The following is a 17,300-nucleotide window of genomic DNA, read 5'->3' as shown; positions in this document are numbered from 1 at the left end:
ACTAATTGGAGTCAACCAGTCGTGAAGCCTGGGAGTCTTTCAGTAGCACGCAAGTGAGTCGGTAGACCGTCAACGATGCAGAACAAGTCCAACGGAGGTCGTATGGAATACGGCATGAATGGCTTGGCTGAACGGGTACGCCGCGAACTGGAAGCCAGTTATCACAAACACGGATGCGGTCCGGCGTTCTGGGATACCTACCAGCAGGTGCTGGATCGCCTGGTCCCACAGGGGACCGAGCGTACCGAAGTCACCAACGAGATGGCGCTGATCATCGAACAGTTGGGCATCGTCCGGCGCGCCCAGCTTGTGCCGCCGCACGCCAACGCGTCGCGTTGATTCAGAGCAGGCGCCAGGCGCCGCAGGCAAGCAGTGCGAGCAACAAGGACAGCAGGGCCACCGTCCGGGGTCGCCACAGGCGCTTCGGTTGTCCGGCCATCGCCTGCGGACTGCAGTAGCGCACCAGCCCAGGACCGAAACCGGCCCGGAGCTGTTGTTGTGCGCAGGCCTCCAGGCAGGCGCCACAGGCCAGGCAATCGGCCTGCGGTCCCTGGCGGATGTCCAGTTGCATCGGGCAGGCACGGACGCAGGCTGCGCAGTCGGTGCAGTCACCCAGGCGGTCGGCGCTGAAGGTCGGCATCGGTCCTGCCAGCAGCGGATGCGCAGCGCGGAATACGTAGTCCTGCGCAGTGGTCGGGTCGAGCAGGCCGCGGCCACGGCCCAGCACCCCGCCGAGACCGGACGGGCGTGGCCCGCGCGGCTCACCGCGGCGGGCGTCGTACAGCATGCGCGGCGTATGCGGATCGGTCAGCAGCGGCTGCATGCGTGCGAACGGGCACAGCGAACGGCACACCTGCTCACGCAGGAAACCGGCGTTTCCCCAGGTGGCGGCGGCGTAGAACAGCACCCAGAACGTTTCCCAGCCGCTCCAGCCAGCGCTTGGCGCGGCGGCCAGCAATCCGCTGATCGGGCTGAACAGGCCGACGAAGGTGATGCCGGTCCACACTGACAGCAGGCCCCAGGCCAGCTGGGTGGCTGGGCCTGCCGCAGGTGCGGGCAGTACCCGCGCCGCGCTGCGGGCGATCCAGTCGAAGGCACGGCGCCACAGCGTCTGCGGGCAGGCGTGGCCGCACCAGACGCGGCCGGCGAGGTGGGTCAGCAGCGCGAGGCTTACTACCAGTACCGCCAGCAGGCCGATCAGCGCGCCGACGTCGCCGGGCCACAAGGTCCAGCCAAACAGGTCGAATCGCCGCGCGCTGATGTCCAGCAGCAGCGCCTGGCGTCCTTCCCAGCGCAGCCACGGAAGTGCGTAGAACACCACCAGCAGGGCAGCGCTGAGCCTGCCGCGCCAATGCCAGGGACTGAGTACCCGGGTGCAGGACGTGCTCATCCCAGCGGCAGCTCCTCGTCGTCATCGCCCGGCAGGGGCCGCTGCAGGTACCAGGTGACCGCGCTGGACAGTGCAGTGACCGACCAGAACATGAAGAATCCTGCCGTATAGCCCAGTTCGCGGCTGATGGCGGTGCCCGGGAAACTGATGGCCTGCAGGCGCAATGGATCGACGAAGGCGAAGAACACCACGCTGGCAACGCCGGCGGCGATGAAGCTGGGCCAGAGGATCGCGCCCCAGTGCTGGATCAGCCGCTGGCGGCGGTTGGGAAAAGGTCTGTTCATGCTGTCCCCGATCGAAAAGTGGGCGGCGCGTATACTTCGCCAGGATCGGCGCCGTATCCGCAGGGCATGCTTCCTGCAAGCGTGCCAGCCTAGGCGCAGCGGATTGCGCCGACATTGATCTGGATCAACGGCGCTGCCGCCTGGGTGCGGCAGCCTGCCTGCAAGCTTTGGATGCCCCGATGAACGCAACACAGCCGCCTGTCCTCCCCGTCGCCTCGCCCGGGTTGTGCACCGAGCAGGAAGTGACCCGACTGGTCCACGATTTCTATGCCCGCGTGCGTGAGGAAGAACGGCTGGGACCGGTGTTCGAGGCGCACGTCCACGATTGGCCTGAGCATCTGGCGCAGCTGGTCGACTTCTGGTCGGCGATGCTGCGCGGCACCCGCCGCTTCAAGGGCTCGCCGATGTCCAAGCACATGGCCATCGAGCTGGACAAGGACCTGTTCGACCGCTGGCTGGTGCTGTTCCGGGCCACCACTGCCGAGTGCGGTAACCCGCCGATGCAGGAATTGGCCAACGACGTGGCTGCGCGGATCGGTGACACCTTCTGGAAGCGCTACCAGATGCTGCGCTGGCCGCAGGTCGGCCTGCCGGTACTGGGGATCGCCGGCAAGCATTGATCTGGGTCAAGGCGGCATAGGCCGCCTGGCGCGATGCTGGCGGCATGGACACGTTCTCTCCCGCTGCCGGTGGCCTGGCTTGGACCTTCGACCCCGATCTGCTGCGCCGGCACGACCGGCCCGGGCCGCGCTACACCTCGTATCCGACCGCGCCCCATTTCCACGATGGCTTCGGCGCGCCGGCGCTGCGCCAGGCGATCGCCGACAGCAACCAGCTGGCCCGCGCGCTGTCGCTGTACGTGCATGTGCCGTTCTGTTCCAGCCCCTGCTTCTACTGTGGCTGCAACCGGGTGATCACCCGCGACCGCGGACGTGGCCACAGCTATGTGTCGCGCGTGCTGGCCGAGGCCGACCTGCTGGCGCCGCAGTTCGAGGACGGCCGTGAGGTCATCCAGCTGCATCTGGGCGGTGGCACGCCGAATTTCCTCGAGGCCGAGGCGATGACCACGCTGGTGGAAGGGCTGCGCCGGCGCTTCGATTTCAGCGATTCACCGCAGCGCGATTTCTCGATCGAACTCGATCCACGCTTCATCGACACCCGCGACGTCGCCATGCTGGCGCGCCTGGGATTCAACCGGGCCAGCCTGGGCGTGCAGGATTTCGACCCGCAGGTGCAGGAATCGATCAACCGCATCCAGGGCGTGCAGCAGACACTGGACATCCTGAGCGCCTGCCGCGACAGCGGCATGCGTTCGGTCAACGTCGACCTGATCTACGGCCTGCCCGGGCAGAGCCTGGAGGGGTTCGGCCGCACCCTCGATAGGGTGCTGGCGCTGCGTCCGGACCGCCTGGCGGTGTACGGATACGCGCATCTGCCGCACCTGTTCCGTGCGCAGAAGCAGATCGACGAAAGCCGCTTGCCTTCGCCGGAGGACAAATTGGCGCTGCTGGGTCTGGCGGTGGAGACGCTCTCTGCGGCCGGCTACCAGTACATCGGCATGGATCACTTCGCATTGCCGGAAGAAGATCTGTCGCGCGCACAACGCGCCGGGCAGCTGCATCGCAATTTCATGGGCTATACCACCCACGCCGATACCGATCTGCTCGGCCTGGGCGTGAGTGCGATCAGCCACATCGGTGCCACCTACAGCCAGAATCCGCGCGACCTGCCGTCATGGGAGGATGCCGTGGACCAGGGGCAGCTGCCGGTGTGGCGCGGCGTGGCGCTGAGCGCTGACGACCAGCTGCGTGCGGAACTGATCCAGCAGTTGATGTGCCAGGGCGAGGTCGATGGCGTGCAGCTGGGTCAGCGCCACGGCGTGGATTTCGAACAGTACTTTGCCGAGGACCTGCATTCGGTACAGCGGCTGCAGGAAGACGGGCTGGCCGAATACCGCGATGGCGTAGTGCGTTCCAGCGAACCGGGGCGACCGCTGCTGCGGTTGCTGGCGATGTGCTTCGATCCGTACCTGCGTGCCACTCACGAGCAACCGCGTTACTCGCGGGCGATCTGAGTGTGGGTTGCGCGGAGTGCGTATGGTGCCCGGAGCCGGAATCGAACCGGCATGGGGTTGCCCCCGGCGGATTTTAAGTCACCTGATGCGGCGCAACTAGTTGATTTGTATAGGCCGGTGCTGGACTGAAATAACCTGTTTTGACCCATCCACTGCACAGAAACTGCACAGGATCAGGCCATCACTTTGCTGCCCAGTTTGCGCCAGACTTGATCGCGCTTATGGTCCGCCTCGAAACGCCGAATTCTGCGGCGAGCTGCTTCTGAGTAGCCGTGCCCTCCGAGAGACGCATGCGGATCTCGATCACTTGGCTTTCGTTGAGAAGGCTTGTTGATCGATTCCGGCAATTGACCGCAGAGGTGACCCACCTGCAATTGAGGGGGGAGTAGTCGCCGTCGTTGTCGATCCGGTCGATCTGCAGCCCAGGGGCATATCCATGAGCCGTCGCCCATCCAATGAATGAATGTACGTCTCCCCACTCATCACAGACCTTGATACCGCGCCCACCGTACCGGCCGTAGAAGGTGGAGGCGGGGGAAGTTGTGCGCGCCATCATTCCGTTCCATATCTTGTACAGTCTAGTGCGGGATAGCCCGTGTTCGGTCTTTATGCATGACATGCAGCGCTTTCCGACACTGCGTTTCTGCACAACCATGGCTACAGCTCCACATTGTGGGCAGGTGCTGTGGAATGGAGTCTTAGCCTGCTGTTTGGCGCGTGCTATGAGCTGCCTGTTTGCCGTATAGCACTTCCAGCAGGGCCTGTCAGCGTTCTGCTTTAGGACTTGCTCCCGCACTCCACACCCTTTGCATACGCGGCTATAGAGTTGTCTTCCTTGGTGGTTTCTGGCGCCGTCGATTTTCTCGATCATGCTAGCTTTTTAACCTCGTCCTGCAAGGTTTCAGTCATCAGGTGCGCGTACCTTTGCGTTACCTGTACAGATGAGTGGCCCAAAAGTGTAGCCACCGCGTAAATCGGGGTTCCCGAGTTGATGAGCCATGAGGCGAACGTGTGCCTTAAATCGTGCCAGCGGACGTGCTGCAGGCCACACGCCTCGCGTGCCTTGGCCCACGAATCCCGGACCTGATCGTCTGAGGCGCCCAGCGGGAGCCGCGCCGCGATCCCTGCCACTTTGGGGTGCAGTGGCACCAGTTGGAGCGTCCGCGTCTTGCTGGTGCGATCCAGGTGGATGAACCCGCCGCGCACATCGTGAGCCGTCAGGCGCAGCAGATGCCCGCGCCGGATGCCCGTATAAGCCGCCAGCCGCACATAGTCGCCCGCCGCAGCGTTGGGGCACGCCCTAGCCAGCGCTTCGACCTGATCGAGCGTCAGGAACGTCTCACGGGGCTTCTCAGGCAACAGGCCAATCGCAGCAGGCCGTTCTAGCCACCCCCACTCGCGCCACGCCATCCGGCTGATCTGCCGCAAGATGCGCCCCTTGTGGTTGACCGTGGCCGGAGCCTTGCCGATTTCCGCAGCCTTCACCTCTGCCCACACCTGGGCAATCTCCCCCAGCTTCCGACCTGCGATATAGGGTAGAAGCGCCCGAACGTGGGCCTTCGTCTTGGTAGCCGAGCGAAGGCGCGGCACATGGTCCGTCAGCCAACGCTCGACCGCCTCAGCAATCAGCCGTTCCGGTTCACGACCAGCCGCAACGTCTTTGACGGACGCGAGCCACTTGCGCTCGTACTCCCTCGCGTCCTTGAAGGACCAGTGGCGAGAAGTCTTGCGATACGTTCGTCCGCCGTATCCGATGGTGACTTGATAGTGTCCGTTGGGACGCTTGGTGACGGGCATACCTTTACCTTGCACTTGGCCCACCACACTGCGAGGTCGGCGGGGTGAATTCTGTCAGATCTCGGGCCTTGGCCTAGTCGTGCTGCTGCGAGCTGCCCAGCATCGATGGCCCGCCTCAGCGTCTTGACCGAGCAGGCGCAATGTTCTGCCGCCTGTGCCAGGGTCATCAACTTTTCAGCGGCACTCATCACCAACCCCCGCAGTATTTGAGCTCAATCCTTGCTTCCCATTCGGAGGGGTTCGGATCAAACACCCAGCTGACGCCCTTGACCTTGTATGGCTTACGGCCCAGATAGATAATCTCGCCGATTGCCGGAGCTTGCGGCATATAGCCAATGAAGCCCGCCAGCTGTCCGCGCTCAGAGCGATGCACTGGGATGCCACGTTCGTTCAGCCGCTCAGCCGCGCCCATCCGGCACCTCCGGGCGAGCGTTCATCATCAGCTTCCAGCACTGAGCCGCACCCTGCTTCTCGATGTACTCCTGCCCGTGCGAGTCTGGCGGTTCAACCCAGCCACCCGCTCTCAGCATCGCCTCAGTCGGCTCCACCGGCACCAGCACGTAGCCCTCGGGCGGCGTGAGGGCGGTGATGATGGCGCGCAGCTCCTCGCGGAACATTGCCGGTCGGCCCTGGCGGATCTTGTTGGCAGTGCCTTTCCGGCCAGACCTCTCCATCTCGGCCGCCAGCAGCTCCCGCGCCCGCTTCTCGATCTCGTTCATGAATTCACCTCTGCCAGCGGCGCCGGCGGGTCGATGGCTGGCAGGCTGGTCGGATCCGCTGGCACCAGTTCGCCGGCCAGCGGCCGCATCAAGGGATGGTCAAGCACCTGCGCACGCAGCGCCGCGATCGTCTCCGCCGCCTCGTGCAGCAGCCGGCCATGCTCGCTCATGTACAGCGGGTTGCTGAGGTTGCGGTGGTGCAGGACCTGCTCCCGTAGCCTGGCCTCGATCTCGACTGCTCGCGTCTTGATGTCAGCCATTGGACACCTCCGCCACCAGGCCCTGCAGCTCCCGGCCCCAGTCGATCACGTTGCGGAAGTAGACGTTGCCCGATCCTTGCGCGGTCGGAGCCGCGTTCCTGCCGACCTGCTCGATGCGTTCGCCCAGCAGTCGCAGCTTGTCCAGGTCCACGGCCTGCGCGGGCGGGGCGAGGTAGAGCGGTTCGATGATCCAACCCTTCTGCTTCCATTCGAGCATCTGGATTGGGCATGCAGATGCGACCGGAGGCCAACCCGTTTGCTGACGCCCAAGCCATGCAATAGGATCGGCGTTCATTTTCCACCCCGCTCAATGGCTTCCATTTTTTCAATGAATCTCTTTGCCAGCGCGATGGCCTCTGTCAGTACGTGACGACGACTGGAATGCTGCTTGGTTCCCTGTCGCACATATTCCATAGTGCTCAGGCATTCATATACAACCTTCCGAGGATGTAGCTCGGGAAGCTTCCACAACGGCACCAGCGGAATGCTCGCCAATTCCGCATCAGCCGCAGCAGGGTCAAAGTGGCGTTCAGGGCCGCAGACCGCTTCCAGCATTCCGACCCGCTTGCCGGGCTTTGCTGCGCCAACCGGCTCCCCCACCGGCTGGCGGGCGGCGAGGACGGCAATCGAGCTTGCTAGATCGTCGCCGAACCCAGCAGCGTGCAGTGCATTCCAAACTTCGTCATACATGGCACGCTTGGCGCATTCGGGGACATCCCCCTGACCACCCGGGGAGGGCAGGGCGGAGAGGGCGGCGCGTGCGTAGTTCTGCATCTGCTCGGCGGTGTACAGCGGCTCGGTTCCGTCGCTGTAGGCGCTGTAGCCCGTGCACGGCAGCGGCGGCAGGGCATCCCCCAGCCTCACCCTCCCGCCGGGCTGCACGTCCGCCAGGGTCTTGTCAGTGCTCATGCTGATTCTCCTTTTACGCGGGCGAGGGCAGTGGCACACCCGATGGCGGATTTCACGACTTCATACGGAACGCGATTGCCAAACTTCTGGATCGTGTCGTGAAGCCGGTCGTCGGCCTCGATCAGCTCGGCGACTGCGGCGCGGGCAGCGCAAGCATCTGCGGATGCTTCCTCGGCAATCTTCACTGCACCATTCTCGATGCGGTAATGCCGAGCAAGCTTAGCTTCGCGGTCCATAACCGCCAGAACATCGATAGCCATGGTCTTGTTGTCGGTGGTCATGCGGATGCCCCCATTGCGGAGATTGCTCGCTCGATCACTGCGACCATTCTCGTATTTCGATATGGGCCGTCGTAGAAGAACGACGCGATGTTCGTCAGCGACTCAGCTGGGTGATACGGAGCCATCATCTCAATGGCCTTCTCGGCAGCATCTGCCCGCTCCCGCTGGTTGATCTGCAGTAGGACTGACGACCACACCTCAAGAAGCGACTCAGACCAGCCATAAGCGCCCTTCTCTGGCATCTGCTGCTTGAGCGAATCCCGCGTATTGCTCAACGCGACTACGCCGCATCCGGCGAGCTGCACCTGAAGCTGCTCTACCTCAGCGCGCAGGCGGGCGATCTCTGCATTCCTCTCGGCAACGGATTGGTCAACCTCGTAGAACGTGCCATCCGCCATGTTCTGCATTCCAGTAGCCATCACCAGCCCCCCTGCATGGTCAGAAATGGGATGTCATCTGGGAATTCATCGCGCGGCGCATTGTCGGTAGCCCTCTGCGGCCGCTCGCGCGGCTCCTGACCGCCTCGGCGGGAACTGGCGCCGCCGCCTTGGTTCGGCTTCCAGTCGTCCACTGCGGCGTACCACTTCCCGTTCTGCGATACCTTCACGTCGAAGTTGATCCACTCGCCCTGTTCGGTGCCTAGCCATGCGATAAGGTCTTCGCGCTTGATCGAGCCGCGAGCCATGATGTAGCTGGGTGCCTTATCGTGCGGCGCCTTGAAAATAAGCCCGCTAATTAACTTCACGTCGCTCATTGCTGTTCCTCGGATTCGGTGGCGACCTTCGGCACGCCGTTCTTGATCGCATTGCGTTCGGCAGTCATGAAGCAGCCGCCCTTGCTCGGAGCCAGCCACAGGGCCATCTGGTCTTCCTGCGGGATCTCGCCCCACATCTCGGCGACCGAGTGCATATCCGGCTCTTCGGCTGCCAGTGCTTCCTTGATGGCCTCGACGCTGCGGAAGTGGCGGCCTAGCGCGGCGTCATGCTGCTGACGGCGCTTGTGCAGCTTCTCTTCCTCGGATTCCAGGTCGTAGCCACCCTCAGACGTGTTGGCGATCTCAATGGCCTGATCGATGCGTCCCGACTGCTCGGTGTACGGCCACGTCTTGCTGGCGCGCTTGATCACGGCCTTCTTGCACATCTGGACGAACCAATCGACCCACGGGCCGGACTTCGCCATCGACTTGGAGCGAATCTTGTCAATCTCGGCGCGATCCATGACCTCGGTCAGGATGTCGCCCGCGTGGGTCTTGGCGATGCAGTAGACGCCGATGATCTCGCCGCGATCCGTGTTGAATGGGTTGGCGGTGTGTTCCGGCAGGGCAGCAGGGCCGTGGTAGGCGAACGTGTCCTTTTCGTAGACCACATCAGCACGCGCCCACTCAATCGAGCCGGTGTCGGTCGCGATCTTGATCAGGCCCTTGTAGCTGATATCCAGGTGGATGGCCCGGTCACGCGGCACGAGGTAGGCGTAGCCGTTGGCCGGATTCAGCGTCAGGCCGGTCGAGGCCACGTTGATCATCGCCATGTGCACCGACTGCGGGTTCTTGTTCGCCGTCTGCATGGCGAAGTCGGTCTTCATAATGGCCTGCATGGCGAACACCGACTCGCGGTCGTAGTTCACCGTGGACGCTGCTACCTTGGCGAAGCGGTCCTTCGCCTTCTGGATCGCGGCCTGATACGGCACGACCTGGCGTTCTTCCTGTTGGACGACTACTGCGTTCATGTGTGCCTCGTTGATAGGTGCCAGCGTTGGACCCGGCTGGCGCGGGTCCCTGTCGTGGGGAGCGACAGGGCAGGGGATTGGGTGGAGGGGCCGGTGGTGTCTTTCCGGCTTCCTAATCGGCGCTAGCCACCTTTCGGCTTCCAAAGATCGCGGATCACCACTCCGCATTCCCTCCGTAGAACTCGTATGCAGAGGACTAAGCGTCCTTTGTTCCAAGCAGTAGAGAGTGGATCTCTCCCCACGGCTTACCCTGTGCATAAGGGTTATTCCTTAGATCGGTGTACTCCGCATGCTTCTCTGGATCGAACTCAACGGTTACCGTTTCGCCTCCCTGCATGTAGTACGGATTTCCTTCGCGGCAGTGCAGAACCTCGACCGTCGCGTCCTGGTCCTCAAACTTCTGCAGCCATTCGATCAACTCTCTAACTTTCATCAGTTCCTCCTCAGCCCCGCTCGGTGGTGAGCGGCGGCTGCTTGAATCGGTCCTTGCGCTTCTTGCGGATGATGTGCAGCTCGTCGTAGATGAAGAACGCATCGATCAGGGCGACGAGCAGTGCGCAGGCCGTGATGTGATACGCCTCGTACTTGTAGGTGAACCACGCAGCCCAGCAGAGGAAGACGATCAGTCCGATGCACGAAGCCAGTACCAGGTAGTGGGTGCGCATTAGGCTTCTCCCGTGGCTTTGGCGATGGCGGCGCGTGCGAGTGCCAGATTCTCGAATGGGGAAGGCTCGTAGCACTCGCCGTACTTGTCTTCGACTAGCTCCGCTTCGAGTCGGATCAACGCTTCCAGCAGCTCCGGCGCGGCGGCGATCAGCCGGCGGTTGTATTCCCACTCATCGCGTTGCTTGTTGACGCTGGCAACATTCCAATGAGCGGGACGCCCATCAGGCAACTCGCCCTCGACAGTGGCGATGTCTGTAGTCCACTCATCGCCTCGGACGATGACCCAAGGACCCTTGGTGTGCTTATTCATCGCAATCCCCCTGTGCGCAGGGGCCATGGTTCGTCTCGTCGGCGTCTACCTCTGAATACACGTAGCGATTACGCTGACAGGCCATGTGTATCCCGTAAAAGCCGTTGTCGGAATCGGCTCTGTGAATTCCATCAGTCACGCGCATCCCTGCTTGGCAGCCATCGCACTGGTTTCCCAGCGGATCGGGCCTCGGGATGTCGCGGAAGAGGCGGTCGAGTTCGGAGAGGGGCGTCATTCGTCAGATCCTCGGATCTCAATTTCCTCAATCTCAAACTCATCCTCTGGATCATCTGCATAGGCAACCCGGAACCCTTCTGCCGCAGAGGACGTTGAGAACGATCCGGTAAATCCAGTGGCCGCATAGTCGGCATCGCCCAGGTCGTTGGTGATGTACCCCTCGGTGCGTCCCTTGTTCCAAACGATGTAGTAGGTAGTCACGACACAACTCCATTAACGATGAGTGCCAGCTTCGTCAGCACGTAGGCCGCGATCAGCGCCATTGCTGCCAGCGGGGCGTAGCGGGAGCGGAGGAAGCGGGTCATGGTCATTCCGCTAGAGCCGACAGCAGATGGTCCGCGTAGGCGACTGCGGTTTCCGCTCCTTCTCGAGGGACTCCGGCATGGTCCCAGCCGCTAGCCAGAAGCCCCTGCATCGCCATCGCAGCGAATAGCTCGCGCTTTGTCAGGCCTCCTTGGCTCTCCTTAACCTTCTCGATCATTTCCCAGCGCTCGGCCCATACGTGAGGGGCCGGATGCGCCAATGAGTTGCCGTTCTCGTAGGCGTCCATCACGCTGCCCCCTTCGGCCCGTGGCCCAGGTTGTGTTGACGGGTCGACTCCCACAGCGCGTTCTGCGCCTGCTTCGTGCAGCCAGCGGCCATGAAGTCGCGTTCTACTTTCCGGCGATCCAGCCCGTTGCGAGCGCAGTGGGCGCGGATGCTCTGCAACATGTGCAGCTGGAAGTCGGTCTGTACCGGGAACTGGATGACCATTAGCTGTTCCTCACGTCAGAGAAGAGACGGGCCTGCTCATCGAGCTTCTTGTCGAGACTCAGGGCCAGCTTGAACAGAGCCATCGCGTTCACCGCTTCGGGCGCGCTCAGGCCGGGGATTCGTGACAGCTTCGACAGGACCGGAAGCGCATCGACAAGGGCCTGCACCATCTCGCCGACCCGTTCCTCTTCGATGCACTCGTTTGCTACGTCGCTGATGGCGTCCCAGCGCTCGGAGTCATCCGGAAGGCGGGCGTCGTAGGTCCGCTGCGCGTTGCGGGCAACGTCGGTTGGGGTATGCAGGCCCATGGCTCAGCCCTCGGCCTTGCCAGCAGCGATCAGCTGCTCGCCGATGGTCACGGCTTCGGAGGGGAGGAGCATGTAGGTAGCGCGGCTAAGACCGCTACTGACAACCAGGAACACCTCGTCGCCCAAGCGCATCACGCGGACGGTCGAATGCAGGATGTCTGAGCCTGCGATTCGGACTACTTCAAAGGTCTTGTCCACTGCCTTCGTCTCCTAGCCCCTGGCCCGGTAGTGGGTGTGGTGGGGCGTTGGAGACAGTCTAGACAACTAGACTTCGAAGTCAAGAGAACTAGACGCTCTAGACAAATATTTTTCTGAACGGCATCGATTCCGTTCAGTTATCGGAAGGCTACGATGATGGCGACGAATACCACGGCGGCCACTATGTAATGGGCGGCCTTCTCAATCGACTTCAACTGATCGCCAATTTGCTGCATATCACGCTTAGTAGGCGCATCAGGGGTTGAGGGCTCGGTGATGTCTTCATCATCTTCCTCTGGGGCCTGGGAGTCCTTTACCAGAATGCGCGCTGTTCGCACCGCCCTGTGCTTGATCTCTGTGTCCCAAACCTTGCCGCTTCCATCGGGCTCCCATCCATATTCAAGATCATCGATCTCAAGAGTGATGGAGCTGATTGTCTTGCCCGCGTTCCATGCCGTCCACAGGTCCGAGATAGACTGTTGGGGAAGGCCAACATAAGCCGAGAACACGGCGGGGCTGCCGTACTCTGGATCATCTACGCGTTCATGGTATGAGCATATCCCGACGGCGCCTAAATCCTTGGCATGTTCAGCGATCCTATCCTCAGGAACCACCTGGACTTCCCAAGGCGCTGACCCGATCTCATTGTTGGCTTTGTCACGGACACTGGTTCGCCAATTCAACGCCCCGTTGAGACCGATGGTTATGCCGTTACTGCCATCAATCGTTCCAATCTCGGCGAGCACCGTTCGTACTTCAATAGAGATGTAAGCCATCAGTCCTCCCAGCTTCCGATCCAGCGAACACGTCCTATGATTTGAATCGGGTTCTTCTTGTCATCCATACGGCGTGCCTTCTTCCAGTTGTGGTCGCCGTGCGGATTGTCCGCCTTGAAGTACACAAGGTCGTCAAGAAGTTCGCAGCGCTTCACCTGGTACTCCGGGTTATGCGCGCCAGGCACAAGGATCACGAACAAGGCGCCGTCGCGGGGCCTTGTGTCCGAAGTATCGAATAGGATCGCGTCGCCAGACAGAACGCGGGGCTCCATGGAGTCCCCCTTGCCATACATGACGGCGAGGGCAGGGGCTCTGAGCCGCTTGCGTGCCAGAGACGAAGCCTTGAACTTTAGCTTGTGGGTCTCTGCATACTCCGCAGCTTCGGGGCCGCCGCCTAGGCCCATTGCCTGGGCATATCCCCGTACATCCTCCCACTCTCCCTCTGGGATTGAAGCTCCGCCTTCCATTGGCCCCCGACCATACTGAAGCCACTCCGGATTGACCTGGAGAGCTGCTGACAATTTTGCCACCGTCGCGGCTCGGATCTTCTCCGCCTTGGTGGTCCCATCAAGAATGAAGTAGATGCCAGCCTTGCTGAGGACCTTTCGGGCGATCAGATCGGGCGCGGTCATCCCACGCAAAGCCATTGCCTGCTTAACGCGTTCAGCCATCGTGCTCATATGGCTAGAAAAGTAGACTGAACGGGGTCTAGAGAGCTTGACTTCTGAGTCTAGAGAGCTAGACTGCGATTCCATGGACATGTCAAAGACCGCCGTAAAGAAGGTGCTCGGCTTCGATTCCGATGCTGAGTTGGCGCGCTTCTTCGGGCTGAGCCGAGGCGCAATTTTCCACTGGCCCGAGGCCGAGCCGATTCCAGAGTCCCGCCAATGGGAACTGAAGGCTCGTCGCCCTGATCTGTTCGGCCCCCCTCCAAAGAAGAAGCGGACTCCCAGAGCCGCCTAGGGCATTTCTCACTTCGATTTCCCCCTCACTGACAAGGCTCCATCTATGTACGCAGACCCCACACACCTCCGCGACAACCCGATCAAGGTCCGTTTCAACGACTCGGAAAAGGCAGTGATCGAGGCTCTCGCCAACTTCAACGGTCGTCAGCCCGCAGTGTTCGTGCGGGAGCTGGTCCTGGCTGGGATTGCTTCTTTGGAACAGCGTAGCTCCGACCGCGATGCCGCCTGAAGGTCCATACAAGTCCCCGGGGAGGGCCTATGGAAATACAGCTGTCGCGCGATGAGCGCCGAAGGCTTGAGGAATACGCGGAGGCCCAAGGGCTTCCACTGCACGAAGCACTGATCCACGCCGCCCGCGCTGAGCTTGATAGGCGCTATCGGCTCCCAGCCCAACACGGCTCCGTTGTTCCTTTTCAGGCCCTGAAACGTGACGACCCAGACACCTAAGAAGAAGCCGACTCACCCCTGGCGCAACTTCTCACCCGGCTGGCTACAGCGGGGAGCAGACAAAGCCCGCGCCGACCGAGTCATCCCGCTACACGCCCGCCCGATCAAGGGCTGAGGAATCCACATGAACCATCCAGCTCGCTACACCGATCCCAGCAGCAGCCACGAAGCCGCAGCGCACATGGTGTCGTCTGGCGCTCAGGCTCAGCAGCACTCGCAGGCCGCTTCGGCGGTCCGCAAGTACCCCGGCCTCACTAGCCTGGAACTAGCCCGTGCTACCGGGCTGGATCGCTTCATGTTGGCCCGTCGCCTGCCCGAGCTGGAAAAGCAGGGCCTCATTCGGCGCGGGATGGTCCGGAAGTGTTCGGCCAGCAATGGCCGCAGCGGCTGCACGTGGTTCCCGATCAGCAGTGACGAAGGTCCGAAGGCCGCCTGAGCCATGAACTATTTTGAGCTCCACCTCGGTGACTACGCAGCAGCGACGGCGCACCTGTCGCTGATCGAGGACGCCATCTACAGCCGTCTCCTGCGCCGGTACTACCTGCAGGAAGAGGCGCTGCCCGCCGATGTGAAGCAGGTTGCCCGTCTGGCTGGCGCTCGCTCTCAGGAAGAGCTGGAAGCGGTCCAGGCTGTGCTGGACGAGTTCTTCACCCTGACTGATACCGGCTGGCACAACAAGCGCGCTGACGAAGAGATTGCGCGCTACAAATCGCGGGTGGAGGCAGCTCGTGAGAATGGGAAGAAGGGCGGCAACCCTAAGAAGAAGGCCGGGTACAACGAGCCTGGCTATCTGTATGCCGTCCAGCGTCAACGCGGCGGCTCAATCAAGGTAGGCATCACCAAGTACCCCGCGCCGCGCATGTCTGACCTGCGCAGCAAGAACGGTCCCATAGACATTCTGGCGATGGTTCAAGTATCAGACATGGGCGCCTCGGAAGCTGCGGTGCATCGTAAGTTCGCTTCTGTGCTGGATGGAGAGTGGATCTCTGCACCTGCCGATGATGTCGTTGCCGAATGCCTTGGGTGTTCGCAGGCATCGGGCACCGAACAGGCTCAGATGTTCGGTGCCAGTTCGCAGACTCTCCATACACCAGACACCAATCTCCAAGAAGAAGAGCAAAAGCAACAGCATGTGCAGCCGCTGGCCGCACGCTGCCGCTTCGCCGACTTCTGGGCTGCTTACCCGAACAAGAAGGGCAAGCAGGAGGCCGAGAAAACTTGGAAGCGCCGAAAGCTGGACAGCCGCTGCGACGAGCTGATCGGCCACGTGCGGCTGATGGAGGCCCATGACGACGGCTGGCGGCGCGGTTACGTGCCGATGGGGTCGACGTACCTCAACCAAGCCCGGTGGGAGGACGTGCCGCAAGAATCGGCAAGGGCAGGGCCTCAAACGGGCCAGAGCGGGCAGCAACTTGGGAAAACGGCGCAAGGCTTGATGGCACTGAAGGAATTCGCAAATGGCGGCGTGGATCAAACAGGAAATTTCGGAGGGCCTGATGCGGCTCATGTGTTTGGGCCTGGAGCGGACGCCGGCAGCGGAGGTTATCCAGCTGACCGCCGCCGTCTGGCTGGAGGCCATCACTGAGGGGCGGGAGTTCGATCAGGAGCTGGACGCGCCTCGTTTCCGTAGGGCCTTCGCAATCCTGTGCCGCGACTGCCGCCAGTGGCCGTTGCCGTCCTCTCTGCTGGAGGCTATGCCGCCGCGAGAGCAGTTGGTTCTCACGAAACAGCCGATACCAGCTGACCCCGACTCTCCTGAAATGAAGAAGCGTTTCGAGGAAATCGCCAAGGTTCTGAGGATGCCGGTATGAGTCGCATCAACCTCTCCGACGTAGACGTGTTCCGCCTGTACTGCGAGGGCTGCAACGCCAACGAGATTGGCGCGGCTATGCAGATCCCTCCGCAGGCTGCGGCGGCGCTGATTGCCCGTAGCCGTGTGCTGTACGCCAGGGCGCAGGAATCGCGGCGTCCCGGTCCGCTGCACCTGTCCAATCGGGAGGCCGCGTGATCGCCCAATACGAACTGGAACGCGCCCGCCAGACCGGCCGGTGGATGCGCGACGCACACAAGGACCGCAACTCGGCCCCTCTCTATGCCATGGGCGAGGACGGGCTGGAACTGCGCCGGGCATGGCTGGCCGGCTGGGACGAACGAGACGAACAGATCAGGAGGAAGCGGTGATGAGCGAGATTGAATTGAAGGCGCGGGAGCTGCTGGGTGAGCAACTTGGCCCTCTGGAAGTCGGCGCCATTATGAGCGGAGCCGGTGACCTGTTCGTTGCCGAATCGGCAGCGGTGAAAGCAATCATCGCCGCACTCGCGCCGCAGTGGCAGCCGATTGAGTCGGCGCCGAAGGATGGGACGCGGCTGATGCTGTGGGACTCGCGCGCAGGCGGCTATGCCGTTACCGGCGCATGGGTGGCTGGCAGCGCCGATGACCACGAGACGATCACCCACTGGCAGCCGCTACCTGCTGCGCCGGAGGTGGAGGGATGAAAATCACCGTCAACTCCGAGATCGCCCTGCAGTCGGCGGTCGGCCAGCTCCGCGAGCAGTTCAAGGACCGCAAGTACCTGACGGTGAGCATCACGCACGGAAAGGCGCGGAGCCTTGACCAGAACGCGATCAGCCATGCGTTTTACGAGCAGGTTTCCCGTGAGCTGAGCGAGGACAGCCCGCTAGGCGTGAAGTCGTTCTGCAAGCTCCACTTCGGCGTGCCGATCCTCCGTGCCGAGGACGACGACTTCCGCGCTAAGTACGACAAGGCCGTCAAGCCGATGGCCTACGAAGACAAGTTGATCCTGATGGAGTGGTTCCCGGTCACATCGCTGATGACCACTCCGCAGCTTTCGCAGTACCTGGAATCAGTCCAGCGCCATTACCAGCGGCTTGGCGTGTGGTTGGAGTTCCCCGAGCCGCATAACAAGAAGAGGGCAGCGTGATGAACACGATTTTTTGGGTAATTTGGGGTTCGGCCTGCATTTGCCTTGCCGCGTGGTATGTCAGGGCAGGGAAGGCAAACAATGCTACGCACCGCGAACGTAATCAGATCATCCAGGCCATGGACGCTGCCGGATGGCCTAGCCATCTCCATCGGCAGTACGGCCTTGTGGACTATCAGGCACACCTGCGGGAAAAGTTCTGGGGCCGGGACGCGCTCAGCCTATACCCGAGGGAGCTGCAAGAAGTAGTCCGGGCATAC

Annotated in this window: 33 protein-coding genes and 1 pseudogene; 10 read left to right on the top strand and 24 right to left on the bottom strand. The window is 62.1% G+C overall.

The window, feature by feature from the left end; translation table 11 throughout:
• The first annotated feature begins 102 nt into the window (after positions 1–102).
• Positions 103–339: a hypothetical protein gene (locus G370_RS0101265; protein WP_019658971.1), complete on the top strand. Its 237-nt coding sequence runs from the start codon at positions 103–105 to the stop codon at positions 337–339.
• 1 nt (position 340) lies between these two features.
• Here the strand turns inward: G370_RS0101265 and G370_RS0101260 are convergent, their stop codons facing one another.
• Both G370_RS0101260 and G370_RS0101255 read right to left on the bottom strand, forming a co-directional pair.
• Positions 341–1,390 carry a 4Fe-4S dicluster domain-containing protein gene (locus G370_RS0101260; protein WP_019658970.1) on the bottom strand — a complete coding sequence of 350 codons (1,050 nt, stop codon included), beginning with the start codon at positions 1,388–1,390 and terminating at the stop codon, positions 341–343.
• Positions 1,387–1,674, bottom strand: coding sequence for a hypothetical protein (locus G370_RS0101255; RefSeq protein ID WP_019658969.1), 288 nt, complete (start codon positions 1,672–1,674; stop codon positions 1,387–1,389). Before G370_RS0101255 ends, G370_RS0101260 begins: the two co-directional genes overlap by 4 nt.
• Before the next feature lie 179 nt (positions 1,675–1,853).
• Here G370_RS0101255 and G370_RS0101250 point away from each other — a divergent pair, with 179 nt between their 5' ends.
• Positions 1,854–2,294 (top strand): group III truncated hemoglobin, encoded by a 441-nt coding sequence (locus tag G370_RS0101250; protein ID WP_019658968.1) that lies wholly within the window; start codon positions 1,854–1,856, stop codon positions 2,292–2,294.
• 44 nt (positions 2,295–2,338) lie between these two features.
• Positions 2,339–3,748: an oxygen-independent coproporphyrinogen III oxidase gene (gene hemN / locus G370_RS0101245; protein ID WP_019658967.1), complete on the top strand. Its 1,410-nt coding sequence runs from the start codon at positions 2,339–2,341 to the stop codon at positions 3,746–3,748.
• A gap of 181 nt (positions 3,749–3,929) precedes the next feature.
• On the opposite strand, the gene G370_RS01000000120635 is transcribed toward hemN, so the two are convergent.
• The 22 genes and pseudogenes from G370_RS01000000120635 to G370_RS0101135 all read right to left on the bottom strand — a co-directional run bounded on the left by G370_RS01000000120635 (position 3,930) and on the right by G370_RS0101135 (position 13,358).
• On the bottom strand, positions 3,930–4,301 hold the full coding sequence (locus tag G370_RS01000000120635; protein WP_154081306.1) for a helix-turn-helix domain-containing protein: 372 nt from the start codon (positions 4,299–4,301) through the stop codon (positions 3,930–3,932).
• A 314-nt stretch (positions 4,302–4,615) separates the two neighbouring features.
• The gene (locus G370_RS0101235) at positions 4,616–5,545 is read right to left on the bottom strand and encodes a tyrosine-type recombinase/integrase (RefSeq protein ID WP_019658965.1); all 930 of its coding nucleotides are present in this window, start codon (positions 5,543–5,545) and stop codon (positions 4,616–4,618) included.
• 23 nt (positions 5,546–5,568) lie between these two features.
• Positions 5,569–5,712: pseudogene (locus tag G370_RS1000000122030) on the bottom strand (helix-turn-helix domain-containing protein); the annotation flags it as partial.
• Between the two features lie 20 nt (positions 5,713–5,732).
• A complete protein-coding gene (locus G370_RS0101230) occupies positions 5,733–5,957 on the bottom strand; it encodes a hypothetical protein (RefSeq protein WP_019658964.1) in 225 nt (74 codons plus the stop codon).
• A complete protein-coding gene (locus G370_RS0101225) occupies positions 5,944–6,264 on the bottom strand; it encodes a hypothetical protein (protein ID WP_019658963.1) in 321 nt (106 codons plus the stop codon). Before G370_RS0101225 ends, G370_RS0101230 begins: the two co-directional genes overlap by 14 nt.
• The gene (locus G370_RS0101220; RefSeq protein ID WP_019658962.1) at positions 6,261–6,524 is read right to left on the bottom strand and encodes a hypothetical protein; all 264 of its coding nucleotides are present in this window, start codon (positions 6,522–6,524) and stop codon (positions 6,261–6,263) included. The genes G370_RS0101225 and G370_RS0101220 overlap by 4 nt, the downstream gene beginning before the upstream one ends.
• The gene (locus G370_RS0101215) at positions 6,517–6,741 is read right to left on the bottom strand and encodes a hypothetical protein (RefSeq protein ID WP_019658961.1); all 225 of its coding nucleotides are present in this window, start codon (positions 6,739–6,741) and stop codon (positions 6,517–6,519) included. The genes G370_RS0101220 and G370_RS0101215 overlap by 8 nt, the downstream gene beginning before the upstream one ends.
• A 74-nt stretch (positions 6,742–6,815) precedes the next feature.
• Positions 6,816–7,433, bottom strand: coding sequence for a hypothetical protein (locus G370_RS0101210; protein ID WP_019658960.1), 618 nt, complete (start codon positions 7,431–7,433; stop codon positions 6,816–6,818).
• Positions 7,430–7,714: a hypothetical protein gene (locus G370_RS1000000121005; protein ID WP_019658959.1), complete on the bottom strand. Its 285-nt coding sequence runs from the start codon at positions 7,712–7,714 to the stop codon at positions 7,430–7,432. Before G370_RS1000000121005 ends, G370_RS0101210 begins: the two co-directional genes overlap by 4 nt.
• On the bottom strand, positions 7,711–8,121 hold the full coding sequence (locus G370_RS0101200) for a hypothetical protein (protein WP_154081305.1): 411 nt from the start codon (positions 8,119–8,121) through the stop codon (positions 7,711–7,713). Before G370_RS0101200 ends, G370_RS1000000121005 begins: the two co-directional genes overlap by 4 nt.
• 11 nt (positions 8,122–8,132) lie before the next feature.
• Positions 8,133–8,468, bottom strand: coding sequence for a hypothetical protein (locus G370_RS0101195; protein WP_019658957.1), 336 nt, complete (start codon positions 8,466–8,468; stop codon positions 8,133–8,135).
• Positions 8,465–9,439 (bottom strand): recombinase RecT, encoded by a 975-nt coding sequence (locus tag G370_RS01000000120625; RefSeq protein WP_019658956.1) that lies wholly within the window; start codon positions 9,437–9,439, stop codon positions 8,465–8,467. Before G370_RS01000000120625 ends, G370_RS0101195 begins: the two co-directional genes overlap by 4 nt.
• A gap of 196 nt (positions 9,440–9,635) precedes the next feature.
• Positions 9,636–9,872, bottom strand: a complete 237-nt coding sequence (locus tag G370_RS1000000121715; RefSeq protein ID WP_019658955.1) for a hypothetical protein — start codon at positions 9,870–9,872, stop codon at positions 9,636–9,638.
• Between the two features lie 10 nt (positions 9,873–9,882).
• The gene (locus tag G370_RS0101180) at positions 9,883–10,104 is read right to left on the bottom strand and encodes a hypothetical protein (protein ID WP_019658954.1); all 222 of its coding nucleotides are present in this window, start codon (positions 10,102–10,104) and stop codon (positions 9,883–9,885) included.
• A complete protein-coding gene (locus G370_RS1000000121000) occupies positions 10,104–10,415 on the bottom strand; it encodes a hypothetical protein (RefSeq protein ID WP_154081304.1) in 312 nt (103 codons plus the stop codon). Before G370_RS1000000121000 ends, G370_RS0101180 begins: the two co-directional genes overlap by 1 nt.
• A 231-nt stretch (positions 10,416–10,646) precedes the next feature.
• Positions 10,647–10,853 carry a hypothetical protein gene (locus tag G370_RS0101170; RefSeq protein WP_019658952.1) on the bottom strand — a complete coding sequence of 69 codons (207 nt, stop codon included), beginning with the start codon at positions 10,851–10,853 and terminating at the stop codon, positions 10,647–10,649.
• 106 nt (positions 10,854–10,959) lie between these two features.
• Complete coding sequence (locus G370_RS01000000120615) at positions 10,960–11,202, bottom strand: hypothetical protein (protein WP_019658950.1); 243 nt, start codon at positions 11,200–11,202, stop codon at positions 10,960–10,962.
• Positions 11,202–11,405 carry a hypothetical protein gene (locus G370_RS0101155; protein ID WP_019658949.1) on the bottom strand — a complete coding sequence of 68 codons (204 nt, stop codon included), beginning with the start codon at positions 11,403–11,405 and terminating at the stop codon, positions 11,202–11,204. The genes G370_RS01000000120615 and G370_RS0101155 overlap by 1 nt, the downstream gene beginning before the upstream one ends.
• Positions 11,405–11,713: a hypothetical protein gene (locus G370_RS0101150; RefSeq protein ID WP_019658948.1), complete on the bottom strand. Its 309-nt coding sequence runs from the start codon at positions 11,711–11,713 to the stop codon at positions 11,405–11,407. The genes G370_RS0101155 and G370_RS0101150 overlap by 1 nt, the downstream gene beginning before the upstream one ends.
• A 3-nt stretch (positions 11,714–11,716) precedes the next feature.
• Complete coding sequence (locus G370_RS0101145; RefSeq protein ID WP_019658947.1) at positions 11,717–11,911, bottom strand: hypothetical protein; 195 nt, start codon at positions 11,909–11,911, stop codon at positions 11,717–11,719.
• Positions 11,912–12,048: 137 nt separating this feature from the next.
• Positions 12,049–12,687 carry a hypothetical protein gene (locus G370_RS0101140; protein ID WP_019658946.1) on the bottom strand — a complete coding sequence of 213 codons (639 nt, stop codon included), beginning with the start codon at positions 12,685–12,687 and terminating at the stop codon, positions 12,049–12,051.
• The gene (locus G370_RS0101135; RefSeq protein WP_245541192.1) at positions 12,687–13,358 is read right to left on the bottom strand and encodes a S24 family peptidase; all 672 of its coding nucleotides are present in this window, start codon (positions 13,356–13,358) and stop codon (positions 12,687–12,689) included. The genes G370_RS0101140 and G370_RS0101135 overlap by 1 nt, the downstream gene beginning before the upstream one ends.
• Positions 13,359–13,695: 337 nt before the next feature.
• Between G370_RS0101135 and G370_RS0101125 the strand changes: the two genes are divergently transcribed.
• The 7 genes from G370_RS0101125 to G370_RS0101085 all read left to right on the top strand — a co-directional run bounded on the left by G370_RS0101125 (position 13,696) and on the right by G370_RS0101085 (position 17,040).
• The gene (locus G370_RS0101125; protein WP_019658943.1) at positions 13,696–13,881 is read left to right on the top strand and encodes a hypothetical protein; all 186 of its coding nucleotides are present in this window, start codon (positions 13,696–13,698) and stop codon (positions 13,879–13,881) included.
• 342 nt (positions 13,882–14,223) lie between these two features.
• Complete coding sequence (locus tag G370_RS0101115; protein WP_019658941.1) at positions 14,224–14,535, top strand: winged helix-turn-helix transcriptional regulator; 312 nt, start codon at positions 14,224–14,226, stop codon at positions 14,533–14,535.
• Positions 14,536–14,538: 3 nt separating this feature from the next.
• Entirely contained in the window at positions 14,539–15,684 is a 1,146-nt protein-coding gene (locus tag G370_RS1000000120995) for a DUF1376 domain-containing protein (protein ID WP_019658940.1), read from the top strand.
• A gap of 222 nt (positions 15,685–15,906) precedes the next feature.
• A complete protein-coding gene (locus G370_RS0101100) occupies positions 15,907–16,107 on the top strand; it encodes a hypothetical protein (protein WP_019658938.1) in 201 nt (66 codons plus the stop codon).
• Positions 16,104–16,280, top strand: coding sequence for a hypothetical protein (locus G370_RS1000000121710; RefSeq protein ID WP_019658937.1), 177 nt, complete (start codon positions 16,104–16,106; stop codon positions 16,278–16,280). Before G370_RS0101100 ends, G370_RS1000000121710 begins: the two co-directional genes overlap by 4 nt.
• Positions 16,280–16,594 (top strand): DUF551 domain-containing protein, encoded by a 315-nt coding sequence (locus tag G370_RS0101090; protein WP_019658936.1) that lies wholly within the window; start codon positions 16,280–16,282, stop codon positions 16,592–16,594. The genes G370_RS1000000121710 and G370_RS0101090 overlap by 1 nt, the downstream gene beginning before the upstream one ends.
• A complete protein-coding gene (locus G370_RS0101085; protein WP_019658935.1) occupies positions 16,591–17,040 on the top strand; it encodes a hypothetical protein in 450 nt (149 codons plus the stop codon). Before G370_RS0101090 ends, G370_RS0101085 begins: the two co-directional genes overlap by 4 nt.
• Positions 17,041–17,300: the final 260 nt, after the last annotated feature.

This window comes from Stenotrophomonas hibiscicola ATCC 19867, from assembly GCF_000382065.1.
GTDB classification, from domain to species: domain Bacteria; phylum Pseudomonadota; class Gammaproteobacteria; order Xanthomonadales; family Xanthomonadaceae; genus Stenotrophomonas; species Stenotrophomonas hibiscicola.
This window is presented reverse-complemented; position numbering and strand designations above follow the sequence as displayed.

What these genes read in the sequence shown, in the direction of transcription:
- G370_RS0101265 (WP_019658971.1), top strand. Translation starts at nt 103, where the DNA reads ATGGAATACGGCATGAATGGCTTGGCTGAACGGGTACGCCGCGAACTG.
- G370_RS0101260 (WP_019658970.1), bottom strand. Translation starts at nt 1,390, where the DNA reads ATGAGCACGTCCTGCACCCGGGTACTCAGTCCCTGGCATTGGCGCGGC.
- G370_RS0101255 (WP_019658969.1), bottom strand. Translation starts at nt 1,674, where the DNA reads ATGAACAGACCTTTTCCCAACCGCCGCCAGCGGCTGATCCAGCACTGG.
- G370_RS0101250 (WP_019658968.1), top strand. Translation starts at nt 1,854, where the DNA reads ATGAACGCAACACAGCCGCCTGTCCTCCCCGTCGCCTCGCCCGGGTTG.
- hemN (WP_019658967.1), top strand. Translation starts at nt 2,339, where the DNA reads ATGGACACGTTCTCTCCCGCTGCCGGTGGCCTGGCTTGGACCTTCGAC.
- G370_RS01000000120635 (WP_154081306.1), bottom strand. Translation starts at nt 4,301, where the DNA reads ATGGCGCGCACAACTTCCCCCGCCTCCACCTTCTACGGCCGGTACGGT.
- G370_RS0101235 (WP_019658965.1), bottom strand. Translation starts at nt 5,545, where the DNA reads ATGCCCGTCACCAAGCGTCCCAACGGACACTATCAAGTCACCATCGGA.
- G370_RS0101230 (WP_019658964.1), bottom strand. Translation starts at nt 5,957, where the DNA reads ATGGGCGCGGCTGAGCGGCTGAACGAACGTGGCATCCCAGTGCATCGC.
- G370_RS0101225 (WP_019658963.1), bottom strand. Translation starts at nt 6,264, where the DNA reads ATGAACGAGATCGAGAAGCGGGCGCGGGAGCTGCTGGCGGCCGAGATG.
- G370_RS0101220 (WP_019658962.1), bottom strand. Translation starts at nt 6,524, where the DNA reads ATGGCTGACATCAAGACGCGAGCAGTCGAGATCGAGGCCAGGCTACGG.
- G370_RS0101215 (WP_019658961.1), bottom strand. Translation starts at nt 6,741, where the DNA reads ATGCTCGAATGGAAGCAGAAGGGTTGGATCATCGAACCGCTCTACCTC.
- G370_RS0101210 (WP_019658960.1), bottom strand. Translation starts at nt 7,433, where the DNA reads ATGAGCACTGACAAGACCCTGGCGGACGTGCAGCCCGGCGGGAGGGTG.
- G370_RS1000000121005 (WP_019658959.1), bottom strand. Translation starts at nt 7,714, where the DNA reads ATGACCACCGACAACAAGACCATGGCTATCGATGTTCTGGCGGTTATG.
- G370_RS0101200 (WP_154081305.1), bottom strand. Translation starts at nt 8,121, where the DNA reads ATGCAGAACATGGCGGATGGCACGTTCTACGAGGTTGACCAATCCGTT.
- G370_RS0101195 (WP_019658957.1), bottom strand. Translation starts at nt 8,468, where the DNA reads ATGAGCGACGTGAAGTTAATTAGCGGGCTTATTTTCAAGGCGCCGCAC.
- G370_RS01000000120625 (WP_019658956.1), bottom strand. Translation starts at nt 9,439, where the DNA reads ATGAACGCAGTAGTCGTCCAACAGGAAGAACGCCAGGTCGTGCCGTAT.
- G370_RS1000000121715 (WP_019658955.1), bottom strand. Translation starts at nt 9,872, where the DNA reads ATGAAAGTTAGAGAGTTGATCGAATGGCTGCAGAAGTTTGAGGACCAG.
- G370_RS0101180 (WP_019658954.1), bottom strand. Translation starts at nt 10,104, where the DNA reads ATGCGCACCCACTACCTGGTACTGGCTTCGTGCATCGGACTGATCGTC.
- G370_RS1000000121000 (WP_154081304.1), bottom strand. Translation starts at nt 10,415, where the DNA reads ATGAATAAGCACACCAAGGGTCCTTGGGTCATCGTCCGAGGCGATGAG.
- G370_RS01000000120615 (WP_019658950.1), bottom strand. Translation starts at nt 11,202, where the DNA reads ATGGACGCCTACGAGAACGGCAACTCATTGGCGCATCCGGCCCCTCAC.
- G370_RS0101155 (WP_019658949.1), bottom strand. Translation starts at nt 11,405, where the DNA reads ATGGTCATCCAGTTCCCGGTACAGACCGACTTCCAGCTGCACATGTTG.
- G370_RS0101150 (WP_019658948.1), bottom strand. Translation starts at nt 11,713, where the DNA reads ATGGGCCTGCATACCCCAACCGACGTTGCCCGCAACGCGCAGCGGACC.
- G370_RS0101140 (WP_019658946.1), bottom strand. Translation starts at nt 12,687, where the DNA reads ATGGCTTACATCTCTATTGAAGTACGAACGGTGCTCGCCGAGATTGGA.
- G370_RS0101135 (WP_245541192.1), bottom strand. Translation starts at nt 13,358, where the DNA reads ATGGCTGAACGCGTTAAGCAGGCAATGGCTTTGCGTGGGATGACCGCG.
- G370_RS0101125 (WP_019658943.1), top strand. Translation starts at nt 13,696, where the DNA reads ATGTACGCAGACCCCACACACCTCCGCGACAACCCGATCAAGGTCCGT.
- G370_RS0101115 (WP_019658941.1), top strand. Translation starts at nt 14,224, where the DNA reads ATGAACCATCCAGCTCGCTACACCGATCCCAGCAGCAGCCACGAAGCC.
- G370_RS1000000120995 (WP_019658940.1), top strand. Translation starts at nt 14,539, where the DNA reads ATGAACTATTTTGAGCTCCACCTCGGTGACTACGCAGCAGCGACGGCG.
- G370_RS0101100 (WP_019658938.1), top strand. Translation starts at nt 15,907, where the DNA reads ATGAGTCGCATCAACCTCTCCGACGTAGACGTGTTCCGCCTGTACTGC.
- G370_RS0101090 (WP_019658936.1), top strand. Translation starts at nt 16,280, where the DNA reads ATGAGCGAGATTGAATTGAAGGCGCGGGAGCTGCTGGGTGAGCAACTT.
- G370_RS0101085 (WP_019658935.1), top strand. Translation starts at nt 16,591, where the DNA reads ATGAAAATCACCGTCAACTCCGAGATCGCCCTGCAGTCGGCGGTCGGC.